Annotated in this window: 10 protein-coding genes; all 10 read left to right on the forward strand. The window is 39.1% G+C overall.

Going from position 1 to position 19,722, the window contains the following annotated elements; all coding sequences use genetic code 11:
- Positions 1-14 precede the first annotated feature (14 nt).
- A complete protein-coding gene (gene cxpE, locus AC1M83_RS06185) occupies positions 15-1,238 on the forward strand; it encodes a chloramphenicol efflux transporter CxpE (protein ID WP_092766788.1) in 1,224 nt (407 codons plus the stop codon).
- A gap of 15 nt (positions 1,239-1,253) precedes the next feature.
- Positions 1,254-1,961 carry a DnaA regulatory inactivator Hda gene (gene hda, locus AC1M83_RS06190; protein WP_035266869.1) on the forward strand — a complete coding sequence of 236 codons (708 nt, stop codon included), beginning with the start codon at positions 1,254-1,256 and terminating at the stop codon, positions 1,959-1,961.
- A gap of 179 nt (positions 1,962-2,140) precedes the next feature.
- Positions 2,141-3,931: a rhombotarget A gene (gene rbtA / locus AC1M83_RS06195; RefSeq protein WP_481590245.1), complete on the forward strand. Its 1,791-nt coding sequence runs from the start codon at positions 2,141-2,143 to the stop codon at positions 3,929-3,931.
- Positions 3,932-3,943: 12 nt separating this feature from the next.
- Entirely contained in the window at positions 3,944-6,355 is a 2,412-nt protein-coding gene (locus AC1M83_RS06200) for a CSLREA domain-containing protein (protein ID WP_481590246.1), read from the forward strand.
- Positions 6,356-6,483: 128 nt separating this feature from the next.
- A complete protein-coding gene (locus tag AC1M83_RS06205) occupies positions 6,484-7,266 on the forward strand; it encodes a tellurium resistance protein (protein WP_481590247.1) in 783 nt (260 codons plus the stop codon).
- A gap of 8 nt (positions 7,267-7,274) precedes the next feature.
- Entirely contained in the window at positions 7,275-8,405 is a 1,131-nt protein-coding gene (locus tag AC1M83_RS06210; RefSeq protein ID WP_092766783.1) for a toxic anion resistance protein, read from the forward strand.
- A 17-nt stretch (positions 8,406-8,422) separates the two neighbouring features.
- Positions 8,423-9,343, forward strand: coding sequence for a hypothetical protein (locus AC1M83_RS06215; RefSeq protein WP_481588962.1), 921 nt, complete (start codon positions 8,423-8,425; stop codon positions 9,341-9,343).
- A 171-nt stretch (positions 9,344-9,514) separates the two neighbouring features.
- On the forward strand, positions 9,515-11,080 hold the full coding sequence (ahpF, locus tag AC1M83_RS06220) for an alkyl hydroperoxide reductase subunit F (RefSeq protein ID WP_481590248.1): 1,566 nt from the start codon (positions 9,515-9,517) through the stop codon (positions 11,078-11,080).
- A gap of 258 nt (positions 11,081-11,338) precedes the next feature.
- Positions 11,339-14,911, forward strand: a complete 3,573-nt coding sequence (locus AC1M83_RS06225; RefSeq protein WP_481590249.1) for a type VI secretion system Vgr family protein — start codon at positions 11,339-11,341, stop codon at positions 14,909-14,911.
- A gap of 17 nt (positions 14,912-14,928) precedes the next feature.
- Positions 14,929-19,719 carry an RHS repeat-associated core domain-containing protein gene (locus AC1M83_RS06230; RefSeq protein ID WP_481590250.1) on the forward strand — a complete coding sequence of 1,597 codons (4,791 nt, stop codon included), beginning with the start codon at positions 14,929-14,931 and terminating at the stop codon, positions 19,717-19,719.
- Positions 19,720-19,722: the final 3 nt, after the last annotated feature.

Raw genomic sequence — 19,722 nt, forward strand, 5'->3', positions numbered from 1 at the left:
AAAGGCGAGTTTCTATGGTAGATCGTACCCTACGCCGTGTTTTTATCCTTGCAGGGATAGCTTTATTTCTCTGGATTTTATACTTATTAAAACCGGTCGTAATCCCATTTATTGGTGCATTTTTAATAGCTTATCTTTTCAGTCCATTGGTTGATCGATTGCATAAGATAGGTTTACCTCGTTGGTTGTCTATCAGTTTGGTATTTATTGGTATTGGTGTCGTGATCACATGGGCAATGTGGTATTTGGTTCCATTAATTTGGGAACAGCTGATGTATGCTAAATCCAGTATCCCGAAAGTAGTTCATTGGGTAAATTTTAGCTTCTTACCGTGGTTATCAGATACTTTCAATATAGTGCCACTAGAATTAGATGTAGATCAGATTTCAGCAGCTGTTATGGAGTATGTTCAAACCAATTATAGTGCTGACAGTATCCAAGCGATGGCACTCAAATTGGCACAATCTGGTCTGAATTTTATTCAGATTGGTGGGACAATTGTACTGATTCCAATTATTGCATTTTATTTCCTCTTAGATTGGGATCGAATGCTCAATAGTTTGCGTCGACTCATTCCACGTCCTTATGAAGCTTCAACGCTTGAAATCGTAGGTGAATGCCATAGCGTACTAGGTGCATTTGTAAAAGGACAATTCCTCGTGATGATCCTTTTGGGGATTGTTTATGCTGTTGGTTTACAACTGATTGGTCTGGAAGTTGGTTTGATTATTGGCATGATTGCAGGCTTGGCAAGTATCATCCCATATTTAGGATTTGCAGTAGGAATTATTGCTGCCGTGATAGCAACTTTCTTCCAATTTGGTATGGATTGGACTCAACTCCTTTTAGTTGCAGTGGTGTTCATGGTAGGGCAAGCTGTTGAAGGTTATGTGCTTCAGCCATTCTTATTGGGAGATAAAATTGGTCTTTCTCCAGTAGCGGTCGTATTCGCTGTATTGGCTGGTGCACAATTGGCTGGTTTCTTGGGTATGTTGATTGCATTACCTGTTGCAGCTGTAATCGTGGTACTGCTCCGACATGCACGTGACACTTATGAAAGGAGTACAATTTATGGTACGCCACCAGTTGCCGTAGCTGATCATGGTGGTGGTGAAATTACAATCCAAACCGATCAGGTTGATATTGAGCTTGATCTCAAACCACAATCAATCAATAATCAACAAGATATTGCAACATCTGAAAAAATCGATGTGCAGAAACAAAATAAAGAACCTTAAGGTGACCAAGCATTTATGCGGCAACTGCAACTTGATATAGAACCTCAACTTGATGCACGGATCAGTGATTTTTCCGGCCCAGGTTGGGGACCCGTCATTGATGCAGTTCGCCAACTTCATGCTGGATTAATGAATCGATTTTACCTTTATGGCGGTGCGGGCACAGGTAAGAGTCACTTATTAACTGCAATATGTGACTCATATCTAGATGTGGGGAAATCTGCAATTAAAGTGTCATTGCTAGAATTGCTCGATGCTCCAATTGAGGCGATTACTTCATTGGATCGTTATGATTTGGTCGCACTAGATGATATTGAAGCGATCAGTGGTGTACCGCATTGGCAAAAAGCGGTATTTCACTTAATAAATAATAATAATGATGGTGGAGGACAACTAGTCTTTTCATCTAGATCTGCGCCAATTGAACTGAAACTTGAATTACCAGATCTTCAGTCGAGATTAACTCAAGCGGTGAGTGTTAAAGTGCCAACAGGTCAATCCTACGCTGACCGCTATGCCTTATTACATTCTGTGTTAGATCGTAAAGGTGTGCATTTTGATCCTTTAATTATTGATTATCTGCTGACCAATGGCCCGATACAGACCAGTACCTTATTACAAACGGTTGATCAATTATCAAAGTTACTACAGGGTGAAAAAGTTAAGTTATCCAACGCAACCCTTAAGCAAATCTACGCGCTCATCGATCAGTATAGTGCTTAAATGCTTTTTAAATGTTATTCAAAACTCAAAATGTAGACTTTATCTGAACTCGGCAATTTTTTACTTAAAAATAATTGAGAATTCTAAAAATTTGTGACAGATTAGTCAAAATGGACAAATAGCGCTACATAATTAAAGTTCGCTACTTAAAAAAATAAAGAAAAATTAAGGAGATGGTAATGCTCAGACGGGGCTTAGGTCTTGTATTGTTGTGTGCAACAGGGCATGTATTCAGTGCAGATATTGTGGTTACGACCACTGAAGATATCACCAAAAATGATGATCAATGTTCGTTGCGTGAAGCAATTGAATATATTAATCAGGGTAAACCTGAAGCAGGTCTCAATGGCTGTGGTGGTAAAGATGCCACAGATAATATTATCTTATCTACGAAAGAATATCTCCTAAACGAGCAAGTTCGCATCTCTAAACCGATGGTTTTTAGAACGCAGTATGAAACTACCATTGTTGACGATATTCCTGGTACAAAAAATGCCGTCATAACAATGAAGGGTACTGATAGAATTTTCCATATTGAGCGAATTCGTCCTAAAGCTGATGATGAAATTAGAGATGCTGCAATTGGTGTGGAATTTTACGAAATTACCTTGCAAGGTTGTACTGCATCTGTATGCAAAGACAAAGGTGGATTAATTCTCAATTATGAACGGCTAAAATTAGATAAAAGCCATCTTATCAATGGCAAAGCGAATTTTGGCGGTGCGATTTATAATGTTGAATCATTTATTGAATCCGAAACCAGCAAAATTCGTTCCGCGCGAGTGAATTTAGTTAATTCGTTATTGGAAAACAATCAAGCACAACAAGGTGCTGTTTTGTATAGTGAATATCCTGATTTTGACATTAGTGCTTCTGTTATTAAAGGTAATAAAACAACAGATTCAGAAGGTTTCGCAATCTATAGCCATAAAGTGTTGAGTGAAGATGAAACTAAGGTGACCAATCTCAATTATGCCAAAGTGACTAATTCAACAATTTTTAATAATAAGGGCTATATTATCAATGTGAAGGATGGTATTGCGCTTAATAACAATACGCTGGTCTTTAATGATTTTGGCTTGGTTTTTAATGCACCGTTTAAGAAGGCATCGCTTACTAACAATATAATTGCAAAAAATGGCAATCGAGACTGCCGTGTAGAGACTGCAATCGATCAATCAAATTTAAACAATAATTTATATGGTTTTGGTTGTGAGGGCACAGCTTCAGAAAAACTGGGCGAGCGCACATTATTAGCTGGGACTAATGTAGAAGGTGAATGTGATGTTAATTCATCTGGCATTTTATGTCCGTTCAAAGTCTATTCTGGCTATGCTTTAGGATATTTCCGTCCAAGAGTGTTGCCTAGTTATCGACAATTGACAGATTCTCCGATCATTAATCGTGGACCAGATTCAAATGGTACATCATGTGAAACAGTTGATCAGCGTGGCAACGCACGTAAGGATCGTATTTTGTGTGATCGAGGCGCAATCGAACTTATTCAGTCAAGTACGTCTTCAGGCAGATTTGGCAAGGATATATTTTATGGAGAGATTGTTAAGTTAAATATTAATGATTTTCTAGGAGATGGTGAGCTAATACCTGCTAGTCAATGTGATGCCTTAGTCGGACCTCATCCGAAAAAAGAAGAATGGCAAGCGGGCTGTATGATCATACAACAAAATAATTCTCCAAGTAAGGGTAAAGCTGAACTACTCCAAAATGGAGAGTTTACGTATACACCTCAAGGGAATTGGCACGGAACTGATGATTTTAAAGTTTTGGTCGTTGTATCTACACGTCAGTTAAATGAGTCAATGAATCCTTATATCGAAATTCCAACTGTCATTAAACAAGACCCCAGAGATACTTATACAAGCGATAAAGTAAAAACTTCTGGTGGGGGGCTAGGTCTAATCTCCGTATTAGGTCTGATGACTTTAATCGCGATACGTAGAAAAAAATAATAAGGTAACCGTATGTTGAAAAGTAGAAAAGCTTTTTTGACCTTAGCAGTCCTTTCTGCAATGTCATTGATGGCTGCTGAAGATACAATAATTTATGTCACTACCTTTGATGATGAAGACGGTACTAATGATGCAAAGTGTTCACTCAGAGAAGCGTTGACGGCTGCTTCGACTAATCGAGCTTATGGAGGTTGTGCTAAAGGTAATACGGATCGAGTACAAACTGACATTATTCAGCTTGAAGCTGGTACCTATAGCTTGAATGCAGAGCTTCAGCCAACTTCTTCAGTGATTATTAGGGGTAAAGAGCCTGTCGATTATTCCAAACCGAATGTCATTTCAAATAGTTATCCTGCGCAAACTAAAATTCAAACTATAATTAATGGTCAAAATACACATCGAATTTTTAATACGACCAATCTAAATCGACCGAGTTTGAGTTTAAGAAATATAGAGCTGAGAAATGGTAAATCATCTACCAACGGTGGCGCTTTGCTATTGGGAGGCGAGACTGATTTATATAATGTAAATATCACTAGCTCTTCTGCATTAAGAGGTGGAGCGATATTTTTGAATGACAGTGATAGCTCTTTAAGTTATTCGGTCGGGTGGGTGAGTGGTAATACAGCTCAGCAAGGCGCTGTTATCGCGATGTCTTGTTTGGATAATCTTGTGTTCACACGTCGTAAGATTGATTTATCCCGTATGTCTATTACCGAAAATGGAAATACAGCTTCAAACAGTTTATTCTCATTTTGTGGTGAACCTACAACTCAATTGCAAGCAAATACAATCTCTTCCAATGTATTAAATACTACACAAGGTCAAATTTTTCAATTTAGTGATCGTTTAACAGATGGGGGTCAAATAAATTTGAGTCCCAATTCTATTTTGAAGCTCGATAGTAATACGATTATCGCGAATACCGCGCGATCTGTGCTTTGGTATGGAAATACAGGTGTAAAAGCCTTAAATCATAATGTGATAGGTTTTAATCAGGCTAAAGCCTGTATATATAGTCACGGTGATGTGAGCCAAGTTGAGTCAGCAGGTATTGAATTATTGGCAAATGCTATTCCACTGAGTAATCCATCTATAGACTGTGATCTACCAGCAAAAGCGTCAGAAAATGCACAAAAAAATAGTCTTGATGTTAGTCAATTGAGTATTAATGATCTGTTTTCAACATCGTTACCAGTTAATGATGAGAATACTAACTTTCATCCTGTCTTTTTTCCGAAGATTAATTCTAGTGGTACAGATTTAGTTGATTTTGGTACTGATGGTTGTTCGCTGCTTGATCAACGAGGTATTAATCGGATTGGATTGGACTCGCTCAACAGTTTAGATGCGACTCCCAATACTTGCGATATTGGTGCGATAGAAACCTTAAAGTTGACTGTTTCCAATTTAAGTAAAGCAAATGAATCACTGGTTCAGATAAAGAAATCAACTGAGAATAGAATTAAAGCATTCGAAGATGCTATTGCCGATCCTGAAACCAAAGAAGAAGTGATTGATTATTATAATAAGGAGCTCACCGATCAAAAAGCATTTTTGAATGAGTTAAATAATCTTAATCAATATCGTCCAATTTTGTTCGATCCATTTAAATTGAATTTACCAGATGAAATTGTTTCTCCTGATGGTACGGTGCGAAAAATTGAGCATCTTAATGTTGATAATTATGATGTCAAAGTTGAGGTTGTGGGAGTTGGGAAATTAGATATCGATAAAACGTTCTTAGGTAAGTTTGATGAGCGGTTGAAATGTGAGTGGAAACCGCAGCTTAAGCAGATAGTCATGTATAGAACAGATGGTCGCATAACACCGAGTGGAGACTCTGAATTCTGTACATATACGCTTACTTCAAAAAGCGACAGTAAAAAAACATCAAGTGCATATTTAATTGGTAATTTTATCAACATCGTGCCAACTGTTCCTGAACGTGTGGAATATACAATCAATCCAAAAAAATCGACTCAAATCAGTGTAAATTTACTGGCTGAAGCGAGTGATGCTGGTGATGGCAACAGAAATGCAATCAATCCTCCAAATAAAAAGGAGTTTTACCATAATACTAATGGAGATGAGGTATCAATTTATTTTGCAAGAGTACCGAATCCCGTTTCAATTATCGCGGATCGGGTAGAGCCATGTGCTAATGACCGTTTTAAGAAGTGCTATGGTGGAAACATTCGTGTTCAGTTGAACAATAATTTGGATGTCTTTTCCTATGATCTTAAGTACTCAGTATTGGACGCAGACGGCGCTTCATCAGGTGAGGGAACATTAGCTGTTCTAAATACGGAAACAGGGCCTGGAAGTTCTCGTACGAGTGGAGGGGGTAGCCTAGGTGGGTTTGGGCTTTTAGGACTCATTGGTTTATGTTGGCTTAGAATGAGAAAATCTAAACCTCATTAATAAAAAAGCCAGCATTTGCTGGCTTTTTTTGTATTTGATTTTGTGTAATATTTTGCAAAAAAATAGTATATTTTGAACAGTTTATTGCTACATTTGAGGATTGCTGATTACTTGCTTAAATTACGCTAATGTCATCTTTTAATGAGCTTATACCCTTAAATCAAATTGAAGTTAATCCCTCGGATTTACTCCCAATTAAGAGGCATGATCTTGTTCCTTTATTGACTGATTCGTCTAAACTTAATTTATATGCTGAACATATTGTGCAGGCACAAAATGCTCTATTGGTAGGTATAGACCCCACTTTAAATAAAAAATTAAGCGAAACAATTTCAGATATTATTCAAAAATTGAATCAATCCAAAAAGAAATTAAAACAAAAAAAATTTAATGCTCTCCAAAAGTGGTTAGGTCTGGATTTGGAGTTCGGTGCGGGTCAAATTTCTTATATTCGTGATTTAGATAGACTCATTCTAGATGCTGATCAGCTGTCCCAACGTATTCACATTGAAATCCAAAAGTCTAGTTCTCGATTTCAGCAAGCAGTTGGTTTGAGAGAGCAAATGGCGCGCTACATTCAAGCAGCAAGACAATTTTTAACAGAATACACAGATTTTTCTCATCATCGCCATCCACTCGATAACTTTGAGGAGCGATTGGCTAAAAAAATACAAACATTAGAGTCGGTACAAGCAAACAATGATATTTCTCTCATGCAAATGCAATTGACTCAACAACTTTCATTAACTCTGACGGATCGTTTTCGTGAAGCGCAGCAAGTATTAATCCCAGCTTGGCAATATCATCTTGAGCAAACTCAAATTAAAAATGGCGCAGTCGATATTGAAAAGTTAGATCAAAGTCGCGAACAACTGATTCGATCTCTAAAAAAATCACTAATTAAAGAATAAGGTGTGTTATGTCTGATTTTCCAATTCAAAAGAAAAATGAATCCTTAAGCTTAATCTCTACGGAGGAAAAGTTTTCCAAGTTAGATTTAAAAGAAATTGGGTTGACGACGTCAGACCTTGCAGCAGTCGAATCAGTTCACCAAGAACTAGCTGATATGAATCATGCTACGGTTGCTGAATATGGGAAAAATATCGCGACTAAAACAGCGACTTATACGGATGAATTACTGGATCTAGTTAAAAATAAAGATTTGGATGCAACAGGTCAAAAGTTAAATGAAGTCGTTACAGTGGCTCAACAGCTCAATACAAACAGTATTTTAAGTCCTGCTAAAAGTTCAGGCTTCTTGGGTAGTATCTTAAATCGATTTAAGGGTGCTAAACAGAGTTTTGATCAAAAGTTCAATACCACTAAAGAACAAATAGATGCTTTAGTTAAAGAAATTGAAACCTCTCAACAAGGGTTAAAAGACCGTGTAAATACATTGGATCGTATGTTTGATGGTGTGCAGGACGAATATAAACAATTAGGGGTTTATATTGCTGCAGGGAAAATTAAACAACAAGAAGTTCAGGAGCAAATAGCTGAATTAAGTACGCTAGAACAAGATGCGCAAACTAATCAAAAAATCTACGACTTAAATCACTTAGCAAACAACTTGGAAAAAAGAGTGAGTGATTTACAGGTATTGCAACAATCTGCGATGCAGACATTACCGATGATTCGAATTATTCAATCAAATAATTCAATGTTGGTTGATAAGTTTTATGCGATAAAAAATATCACGCTTCCTGCCTGGAAAAATCAAATTAGTTTAGCGATTTCATTACAGGAACAAAAAAATAGCGTCCAATTGGCTAATACTATTGATGATGCGACGAATGAGTTACTTAAACGAAATGCAGATTTATTACACCAGAACTCAGTAGATACTGCTCGAGCAAATCAACGCTCAGTGATTGACATTGAAACACTTGAACATGTTCAAAATACCCTCATTAAAACAGTGAATGATGTTATTAGTATTCAGAAAGAAGGGATGCAAAAACGTGAAGAGGCATCAATCCGTATTAAGGCTTTGCAAGGAAATCTTCAACAACTTGTTTTGGATTCGAGTCAAAATCAGCCAAAACACTAATTTCTTGAGGTTTAAATTTGAATAAAACCAATGAATATCTTGTGGCGCAGACTGAGATTCAGAAAAGATTGCCTGAATTGTACAAACGAAATCGCATACTTAATTTATGGGGATTTTTGAGTACCAGTGTACTCATTATTTCAGTTGTGTCGCTTTTTATTCATCAGGACATGATTTATGGTTTTATGGGTATGAGTGAAACTGTTCAGCAGCTTCATTTGCCACATAGTTTAGATGAAGTCGTAAACGTGTACCAACATCAGCCTGACTATTTTTTTAATTTGATATCTTGGTTAGGTTGGTTCATTCTAAAAGTATTTAGCTCAGTCATTGGTGCTTTTTTTATCGTTCATTTTTTAAAGAAAATACGTTTTTTCTATGTGCGCTTTCAATCATTTGTACTTAAGTTTGTTGGTTGGTTCATTGCTGTCATCTTAATTTGGTCAGGTTTGACCTATGTTCAATATGACTTGAATGATGAGTCGTTGGAACAACAATATCAATTAAGTCATTATGATAAATCGATTCACGAAAGTCAGATTGCTGTCATCATGACTGAACAACAGGTCAATCCAATTATACAAGCCTACGTCCTTGCGCAAGTGGCTTTGATTCACAAACCTGAAGATACCAAGCTAGCAACTGCATATTTAGCTCGACTTGCGCAAGCTGAAAGAAATGAAAAACAGTTTGTCGAATATGGTTTTAATGCAGAGCAGTTATGGTCAATGCAGCAACAAGTTTATGGTCAATCTATTACTCCTTGGGCAAAAGCGATAGATCATCGGGCAAATCAGGCACGACAAATTTCAGAAGTCGTCAAGATGATATTAATGGTGTTCTCAGCCATCATGTTATTGTTAATGCTTATTTTCTTTGGATTAGCTCGTAGTTTTAAAAGCAGAATTCAAACGATCACTCAACGTTTGGAGATATAGTTAAAGTTTGTACTGTTACGACCATCATAAAAGAATCATTCATTTTTAAATGAATGATTTTTTAATTCAATTTTTCGATAGTCTTTATGCAAACTAACTGTTTTACCTATTTTTGTATTTCTTCTAATATAACTTTATCAAATAAATATTACTCCTTTGAAGACGTTAGCAATGTTAGATCAAAATACTTCAGCTCAATTAAAAACGCTTTTAGAACGCCTTGAAGGTCCAATCGAATTGGTTGCGACTTTAAATGATTCAGACAAATCTGCAAAAATCAAAGAACTTGTGGAAGAAGTGGCTGCACTTTCTCCATTCGTCACAGCTCGTTTTGATGGTCAAAATAAACGTGCGCCGAGCTTTGGTATTGCAAAAGCAGGTGAAGAACCGCGTGTCTTCTTCGCAGGTTTACCAATGGGTCATGAGTTCACTTCTTTGATTTTGGCATTGCTACAAACTTCTGGTTATGCACCAAAAGTATCTGATGAAGTATTGGCATCCATCAAAGCTTTAGAAATCAAATCTGACTTTGACGTATTCGTATCTTTAAGCTGTCATAACTGTCCAGATGTGGTTCAAGCACTTAACTTGATCGCAATCTACAACCCTGGCACAACAGCAACCATGATTGATGGTGCATTCTTCCAAGACGAAGTAGAAGAACGCAAAATCATGGCTGTACCAATGGTGTTCCAAGACAACGAACATATCGGTCAAGGTCGTATGACATTGGAAGAGATTGTTGCGAAGCTCGATACTAATTCTGCTGCGAAAGATGCTGAAAAGCTCAATGCCAAAGACGCATTTGACGTGCTTGTGATCGGTGGTGGTCCTGCAGGTAACACATCTGCAATCTATGCGGCTCGTAAAGGTATCCGTACAGGAATCGTTGCTGAGCGCATGGGTGGTCAGGTCATGGACACCATGGACATTGAAAACTTTACATCAGTGCAAAAGACGCAAGGTCCTAAGTTTGCGGCTGAAATGGAAGCACATGTTCGTGAATACGGTGTCGACATCATGAACTTACAACGTGTGTCTGACATCAAAGGTGCGGATGAAACTGCCAACGGTTTAGTTGAAGTGACTTTAGAGAATGGTGCAAAACTTGAATCGAAAACGGTCATCCTGTCTACAGGTGCACGTTGGAGAGAAATGAATGTACCCGGTGAGCAAGAATACAAAACACGTGGTGTTGCGTACTGCCCACACTGTGATGGTCCATTGTTCAAAGGCAAACGTGTGGCTGTGATCGGTGGTGGTAACTCTGGTGTTGAAGCTGCGATTGATTTGGCTGGTATCGTTGAACATGTAACATTAGTTGAATTCGATACTAAACTACGTGCTGACCAAGTTCTTCAAGATAAATTGAACAGCTTACCTAACACGACTGTCATCAAAAATGCGTTGTCTACTGAAGTTGTTGGTGATGGCAAACAAGTCACTGCACTGAAATACAAAGACCGTGCGACAGATGAAGAGCACACAGTTGAATTGGCGGGGATCTTCGTACAAATCGGTTTGTTACCCAACACGGATTTCTTAAAAGAAACCCAAGTTGAATTGACCAACCGTGGTGAGATTGTGATTAACGATCGCAACGAAACCAATGTAAAAGGTGTATTTGCTGCGGGTGACTGTACAACAGTACCTTATAAACAAATCATCATTGCCACTGGTGAAGGCGCGAAAGCATCACTGTCAGCGTTTGATTACATCATTCGTTCTGGACAGTAGTTCAATCATATTCTTTAAATAAGAAGTTCTTAGTTTTGTAGTTTACAGAGGTTGAAGATGCTAACACTTCAGCCTCTTTTTTTGTAATCATTCACTTGCTTTATATTATTTTTTAAATCAAATCTGTATTTTATTTGTAATTTTATTTCACAATAAATGGGTGTTTTGTGTAACACGACCTGTTTATCGTGTCTATTTTTTGTTTAAATATTAAGAAATTCTTTAGCCTTATTAAATTATAAAAGACAGATAATAACCATGCTTGCCAACATCTTTTCGGCATTGGAACAGCTCGGTCTAACCGCCCAAAACAGAGCCCTCCACATCCAATTCAGTCATTCACAACTGAATAGCCAAGTCTTCCTACAACGCATTGATGGCAGCCATGCCCTTAACGAAGGCGTGCAAGCAGAACTCATCTGTCTCTCGACCAATGCCTTAATTCCACTCAAACAATTCATCGGCACACAAGTGGCCGTCGATCAAGTCACTGATCAAGGAACCCTGTTTAGAACCACTGGTATCATCACCGAAGCCTCACAAGGACAAAGCGATGGGGCACTGACCCTCTACAAACTCACGCTCAACGATGCAACTTCACTTTGGCACAAACGCCGCAACAGCCGCGTATTTATGAACAAATCCGTGGTCGAAGTGGTGGAAATCCTCTTTGAAGAATGGCAAAACAAAAGCCCACTCTTTGCCTCGAGCCTCAGCCTAGACCACAGTGGACTACAACAATACGACATCCGACCCTTCATCATGCAAAGCAACGAAAGCGACTACGACTTTCTGACTCGCTTACTACGCAGTGAAGGCATTAACTGGCTCATTGATGAAGCCCAACCGATTGTACCGAGCAACAACAGCCCGATCGAAGCACAAAAGCTCCGCCTGATTGACGACAACAGCCAATACCAAGCCCTTAACCGACGCAACATTCGCTACCACCGCAGTGATGCGACAGAACAATTTGATACCATCACCAGTTTTATTGGACAACGCAGCCTACAACCCACCGCAGTCCACCTACAACGCTGGCAAGCCACAGCCCTCGAACAAGAAGAAGGTGCAGGCTCAGTCCAAAGCAAACACCAACACAGTGACCACCAAGACAATGCCAGCCTAGGCCTCGAACAAGCATGGCACATCAGCCCTGCATGGATCCAAGACCTCAAAGGCGAAGACCAAGCCACCGCCTCAGGCAACAGCCAAGTCGAAAAACTCAACCAACACCTCAGCGACTACTACGCCGGACAAAGCAAACAATTCATCGCCAAAGCCAGCGTCAGAGACAGCCAAGTCGGCTACTGGTTCAAACTCGATGGCCATCCAGAAATTGAACAACACAGCGGAGCTGATCAAGAATTCCTCATTGTTGGCAAACGCTACTACAACCAAAACAACCTACCCAAAGACTTAGACCAACAAGTCCAACAACTGCTACAACGCAGCCAATGGACGCCAAAACACAAGACAAACACCAACCAAGCAACCCACACGGACCAAGAACGCCAAGCCAGCGAACTCATCCTACAACGACGCAACATCAAAACCGTACCCGAATACAACCCACTACAACATCGACCTAGCACCCATCCCCAACGCGCCAAAGTGGTGGGACCTGCAGGAGAAGAAATCCATGTCGATGAATGGGGACGCATCAAAGTACGCTTCCTGTTTACCCGAGCAGAAGACCACCAATTTGATGGCGGTGCAGGCAGTAACAACAACGATACCGATTCAGCTTGGGTCGATGTACTGACCCCATGGGCAGGCGAAGGCTATGGCGCACGCTTCCTTCCTCGAATCAATGAAATCGTGGTCATCGACTTCTTTGACGGCAACATCGACCGTCCCTTTGTGGTAGGCCGCCTACATGAAGCCCAACGCAGCCCAACCCGATTTGACAGTCAAGGCCAACTGCCGGACACTAAAAAACTCGCAGGGATTAAAAGTAAAGAAGTCCAAGGCGAAGGCTATGGACAACTCCGCTTTGATGACACCACAGGACAAATCTCCACCCAACTGCAAAACACCCACGGGGCGAGCCAACTCAACCTAGGGAATCTCAGTCATCCCAAAGCAACCGCAGAAAGTGAAGGACGTGGTGAAGGTTTCGAACTCAGAACTGACCAATGGGGTGCAGTACGAGCAGGCGAAGGCATACTCATCTCCACCTACAAACAAGAAGAAGCCAAAGCAAACCATTTAGATGCAAGCGAAGCCAAACAACAACTCGAAAGTAGCTTAAACAACGCCAAAGCCCTCAGTGAAGTGGCAAAGAATCAACAGACTGATCCACTGAGCTTACTCGAAAACCTACAAGGCTATCTCAAAAACTTAGAGAGCGAAGACCAAAGCAAAGCCGCGGCCTTCAAACAAGCGATCATGCTCTTGGCTTCACCAAGTTCAATTGCCGTAGAAAGTAACGAAGACATCCACCTCAGTGCAGATGGACAGATCAACCAAATTGCACAAGGAAGCATTAACACCAGCACGCAAGACAGCATCATCGGACATGCCAGCAAAAAGATCAGCTTATTTGCAGCGCAAGAAGGGGCACGACTGTATGCAGGCAAAGGCAAGATCGAGATTCAAGCTCAAGGGGATGGTGCTGATCTGATTGCCAGAAAGGGTGTGCAGATTATTTCCACGGAAGATCGAATTGAAATTAAAGCGGCAAAAAAAATAGTGTTGATCGGTGGCGGCTCACAGATTGAAATTAGCAGTTCGGGAGTTTTACCGACCACAGCTGGTAAGTTTGAAGTCAAAGCTGGACAACATTTATTTAAGCCGGGAGCGAGTGTAAGTACTTCAGCTCAATTGCCAACAATGCAACCGTTAAAAGGCGCATTGAATCTTTTAAGAAGTTATGGTGGAAGTGAATTCTTTAAAGGAGCTGGATATAAAGTTATTGACTCTCTTGGGAAGACAATAACAGGGAAATTAGATGCGAATGGTTTTGCTCAAGTAACAGGAATTGCTCCTGGTGGTGCACAAGTGATTTTTGATAAAGATGAGCGAAGTCCTTGGGCATTATCAAGTCATTTTTCGCGAAGTTATGATTGGGCAGATGCAGTAATTCCTGGTGCATCTAATTTTGTGAACTCGAGCTTAAATCAGCTGGGTCAGAATTTAATGGCTCAAGTTAAAAATAATTTGACTCAACTTGATAGTATGAATTTAAAGGATATAGGCAAGAATGCTTTAAAAGGTCTAGCAGACCAAACTGTTGGGCAACTCAAAAATCAAGTGGCAAGTTCTACTTTAGGTGGAATTTCAGAAAAATTAAATTTAGGTTTAAGTCCTGATCAATTGAAGACTATAAGCCAAATGGCAGTAAATCCTTCTCAATCACTAGATATGATTCGTACGCAAGGCGTTGATTTTATAACTCAGCAGGCCACATCGAAGTTGATTCCGAATTTTATGAATTCAACTGGGTTTATGCCAAATACAAATTTTGATACAGCATTGGATCAGGAAAATATTACGAATCAATCTGAAAAGGTCATTGTAACTGATGACTACATTGCACAGAAATATTATCAATCTGGCGGATTAACGTATACCGAAACAACAAGAATCAGTACGAAATCGAATCCAGCTCCATTGTTAACAAATCAAAAGACTGTTGAGATTAATAATCCTATACAAGTGAATAAAGTAGATGTGAGTACAAACAATTCAACATCAGCAGATGATCAGTTTATTTCACAAAAATATTATCAATCTGGCGGCATTAAATATACGGAAACAACTCGATTAAAAACGAGTAATGATCGTCCTGATTTAGAACAATATAACGCGAAAAACTTAAAAGATTAAAAATATATAGGTTAGTCATGGCAACTGAAAACGAACAAGTTTCTAATAATGCACAATCGAGTGTTGAACTTGCTGTATTTAATTTAGACAGTGTGAGTAGTTTAGCTGACTTACAAGTTATTGCTAATCAAATTGAAAATTTCCTTGTGGTCTGTGGCCAAACATCATTACTTAAAGTCAAAGCAAATGCCCATATAACTACTGTAGCTAATATATATGCTTTAAGTGGAAGTGTGCTTGATTTATTGTTGTATGCAATGTCTCCTCAAACAGAAGTGCTTTCAATACAACGAAATGCTTTACTTGGTGCGAATTTAATTGGATTGTTTGCAGAGCCTAAACATGAAGCACATGCAAGGATGGGTTTACGTCCCATTTTAGGATTAATGGCTGAATGTCTATATCCTGAAAATGGTAAAATTAAGTCAACTGACATTCGACGTATGGAATTACATCTTAATGCAAGAATGGCAGGGAATTTAGAGACCTATCTAAAAGAGACACAAGCTAAATTAGCGGACTTATTAACGAATGCAAATGCCTTGGCTGTTCAGATTCTAAAATCTCTTCAATCATCTTCATCATCGTCTGTTGTAACGGAAATAACATCGAGCGCATCAGCTGAAAAAAGAGATCCAAATTTACAATTTCAAAATTGGGCAATACCATTAATAGATTTACTCAGTGTTGAGCCTCGAGCAGATTTAACGCCTAAAATTGAATCAACTCCGAGTCATTTTGAAAATTTACTTGTAGAGGCGATTACTTCGATTAGTAACGATTTGCAGAATCAGACAAACCCAAGCTTGCAATACAGTCTTGGTTGGCTCATTCAACAAACACTTAAGGCTATTCAAGATCATCAAAATAAGGGAAATGCCAGTGTTCCGATTAATCAAACTGGTGAGTTTGAGCGTCAAACTGATGGCGATATCCTTGAATTTGTCAGTTTGCAAGCAGATGCATTAATGGATCCTCCATGTTTGAATCCAGCTGAACCAACAACAAGTGCTGAAACCAATACTGCTCATAGTATTAGCTATTCTATAGGTGCTGAACGAGTTTCCCATGTAGACTTCAGCCTACCTAAGCTGGGATTAGTATTCAATCGACTTTATAACTCCCAAATGGCGGAATTCGATAACGGTGCTTTGGGTGCTCGTTGGTTAATGCCTTTTTCTAATTTGATTGTTCCAAATGAAAAGGGTTATTTGTTTATTGATGCGAAAGGCAGAAAACAACAATTGCCATCGATCATTATGCGTGAATCCTATGAAGTTCCATTCCAAGGTATTACAACACATCTAAATGAACAGGGTGAATTAGTCCTAAATTTTGGAACAGAATGGGATTATCAATTTAGTACATTCGATCAAGGTCAAAGTTATCAGCTTACGCAAGAGAGAAATTCATCAACTCAAGAACAAGTCGATCTTCGTTATATCTTGCTAAATGGCAAAGCTTATTTACAAACCGTCCATTTTAATTTTAAGAAGACTCAGCAAATTTTGAAATTTGCTTACAATGATCAAGCAAAAATTATTGCTATTTTTGTGGATGATCAAGAACAACCACTTGCTCGTTATGGGTACGATCATAACGGAAATTTAGTAGAAGCATATGATGAGAATGGTCACGCTCGTCAGTATTCATACAATGCGTATCATCAATTAATACGTTATACCGATCGATCAGGTCGTGGTCAAAATATTCGTTATGATTCGAATGAACCAAATGCAAAAGCCATTGAAGAATGGGCGGATGATGGAAGCTTTAAAACAACTTTAAAATGGCATCCTCGTCTGCGCCAAGTCGCTGTATATGATGCTTACAACGTGCCGACCTATTACTACTTTGATTTAGATGGTTTTACTTATCGTATTCGATTAGCAGATGGTCGTGAAAAATGGTATTCACGTGATCAACATAAACGTATCACTCGAGAGATTGATTACAGTGGTCGTGAAACTCAACAGCAATACAATGAAGAAGGTCTGCTGATTAAAATCATTCAACCAAATGGCGGAGTGATTCGATTTGCTTATGATGAACATAAAAATCTAACTGAAATAAAAGATCCTGAAGGTCATATTTGGAAACGCGAATACAATGCAGATGGCTTGATGACCAAAGAAATCAATCCATTGGGTCACACAACACAATATAAATACAATGCCGAAGGTCAATTGATTGAAATTACTGATGCCAAAGGTGGCTCTAAAAAAATCCAGTATAATGACCTTGGGCAAATGACGTCATATACCGATTGTTCGGGTAAAGAAAGTGCTTGGCAATATGATGAAGAAGGACAACTTAAACAACAACAAGCCGCAGACCAAACATGTGTGCAATACATCTATAGTGATCAAGGTATAGACAAAGGACAACTTAAATCCATCATCTATCCAGATGGACAAAAAGAACACTTTGAACATGACCAAGAAGGACGCCTTCTCAAACACATTGATACCAAAGGACAGGTGACTCAATACCACTACAATGCAGTGGGTCTATTAGAAAAACGCCTTGATGCCAACAAACACCAAATTGCCTATCAGTGGGATAAACAAGGGCGTGTACAGAAACTTATCAACCAAAACCATGCAGAATATGTATTCGAATACAACAGTTATGGTTATCTCACACGAGAACAAGCCTTTGATGGTGAAGAAAAACACTATAGTTACGATGAGCTTGGTCGACTTAGCCACATTCAACAACCGAATATCATCACACAATTTGGCTACTATGAAGACGGACAAATTGCGTCAAAAACCTACATCCACCGCGAAAGCAAACAACACCAAACAGAAGAGTTTACTTACAATCTGAATAGCCAGTTAATTCAAGCAAAGAACCAACAGAGCCAAAACGACTTCTACCATAATGCGATAGGACAATTGGTTAGAGAACACCAACACTACCAAGTGCCAAATCTGAAACCAATGACTGCAGTACTACGCTATGAATACGATGAACTCGGCAATCTCATCAAAACTGTTCGTCCGGATGGTCAGGAAATTAGCCACTTAACTTATGGATCAGGACATATCTACGGTATTGCCCTAAATAAAAAAGACATGGTTGGTTTTAAACGTGATGACCTACACCGAGAAACAGAACGTTACCTTGCCAATGGTTTAAGCCAAAGCAACCAATACAACGACGTTGGATTACTGATTGCACAGCGCATATATGTAGAACAAGAAACAGCCAATAGAACACAACATCAGTCACAACGCCAATACACTTATGATGCCAACTATTTGTTGACTCAAGTTCAAGATAGTCAAAAAGGTAAACTTAGTTATCAATACGATGAGATTGGTCGCTTAATACAAGCGCAAAGCTCAAAGCAAACTGAACGTTACCATTTTGACCCAGCGGGCAACTTAATAGATCCAGTTGCAACGCAAAGTGCAGAAATCAAAAACAACTTGGTGAAATACTATCAAGGCAAACACTACAAATACGATGCCCAAGGTAATGTGATTGAAACCCAGCAGGCAGACCAACAGTTGAAACTGAAGTGGGACAACTTAAATCGCTTAATCGAAAGCGACCACAACGGGCAAATCACTGAATATGGCTACGATGTCTTTGGGCGACGCCTGTATAAAGCCAACAAAGCAAATAACAGCCTGACCTTATTTGGTTGGGATGGGGATTTAATGATCTGGGAATCAAAAACCAGTTCAAAATTAACAGATAAAAATAACACAGAACAAAATAGTCAAAGTTATACCAAACACTATATCTATGAGCCGAATAGCTTTGTACCGCTATTACAAGCAGGTTATCAAAGTTTTATTAAATTGATAGAAACACCGAATTACGAAAGATTTAAAACGGAACCGTATTCCATCCATAAAGATCCAGTATGGAGAACAGATACAAGAAAGAATAGAGCAGAGTTAGAGCGGATTGCGTTTTACCACTGTGACCAAGTAGGAACACCTCAAGCCTTAAGTAATGAACAAGGCGAATGTATTTGGGAGTTAACGCTGAATACATGGGGACAAACACAACAGATCAAAACAAAGAACCAAGAGAACCCATTAGAACAAAGTGATACCCGTTTCCAAGGGCAATATCATGATGAGGAAACAGGACTACATTACAACCGTTACAGATACTACGAACCATTTTGTGCACGGTATATAAGTAAAGATCCGATCGGTCTATTAGGTGGTTTAAATAACTTTGCTTATGTGAGTGATCCAAATCAGTGGATCGATCCACTGGGGTTGCAACTCCAAAAAAGCGATCATGGTTTTAATCATTCAATAGGAGCAAATGATGCACTAAGAACTTATGAAAGAAATCAAAAAAATAGAAAAAATTCCAATAATGGAGTTTCTCCAAATTACGTAACCGCATTGATTGAGAAAGCTGCATCTGGTAAAGCAATGTGTGCTAGTGTTGCAGCTGGTGTAGGGGGGGGGGGATGTGCCAGCTATAAGGGTGATGGAGTCATAGAAAGTAATTTGGAAAGAAGTGTTGGATTGTATGGGGGAGCTGCAATAATGAAGGACAAGAAATATGTTTGGGGAGAAAGGCAAGATGGTAAATATTATGAAGGGTGTGGTGCCACTGGCAAAAAGCAGTATTGTAGTGGAATAAATGATGATCAAACTACATATGGTTATACACAAAAAGCCATTGCTGGTAAAGTAGCTGGAGTCAAGTTGTCAGAAGGCAAGCAAACGACAACAGATCTAAAATTACCACCTATACCTAGACCAGCTGAAGTTCCAAGTAAAATGGGTTATCATACTTTGGATTTAGTAAATCATGGTTTATTCTAACTC

The sequence above is a fragment of the Acinetobacter sp. 25-47-130 genome (assembly GCF_056779705.1).

What these genes read in the sequence shown, in the direction of transcription:
- rbtA (WP_481590245.1), top strand. Translation starts at nt 2,141, where the DNA reads ATGCTCAGACGGGGCTTAGGTCTTGTATTGTTGTGTGCAACAGGGCAT.
- ahpF (WP_481590248.1), top strand. Translation starts at nt 9,515, where the DNA reads ATGTTAGATCAAAATACTTCAGCTCAATTAAAAACGCTTTTAGAACGC.
- AC1M83_RS06200 (WP_481590246.1), top strand. Translation starts at nt 3,944, where the DNA reads ATGTTGAAAAGTAGAAAAGCTTTTTTGACCTTAGCAGTCCTTTCTGCA.
- AC1M83_RS06230 (WP_481590250.1), top strand. Translation starts at nt 14,929, where the DNA reads ATGGCAACTGAAAACGAACAAGTTTCTAATAATGCACAATCGAGTGTT.
- hda (WP_035266869.1), top strand. Translation starts at nt 1,254, where the DNA reads ATGCGGCAACTGCAACTTGATATAGAACCTCAACTTGATGCACGGATC.
- AC1M83_RS06210 (WP_092766783.1), top strand. Translation starts at nt 7,275, where the DNA reads ATGTCTGATTTTCCAATTCAAAAGAAAAATGAATCCTTAAGCTTAATC.
- cxpE (WP_092766788.1), top strand. Translation starts at nt 15, where the DNA reads ATGGTAGATCGTACCCTACGCCGTGTTTTTATCCTTGCAGGGATAGCT.
- AC1M83_RS06205 (WP_481590247.1), top strand. Translation starts at nt 6,484, where the DNA reads ATGTCATCTTTTAATGAGCTTATACCCTTAAATCAAATTGAAGTTAAT.
- AC1M83_RS06225 (WP_481590249.1), top strand. Translation starts at nt 11,339, where the DNA reads ATGCTTGCCAACATCTTTTCGGCATTGGAACAGCTCGGTCTAACCGCC.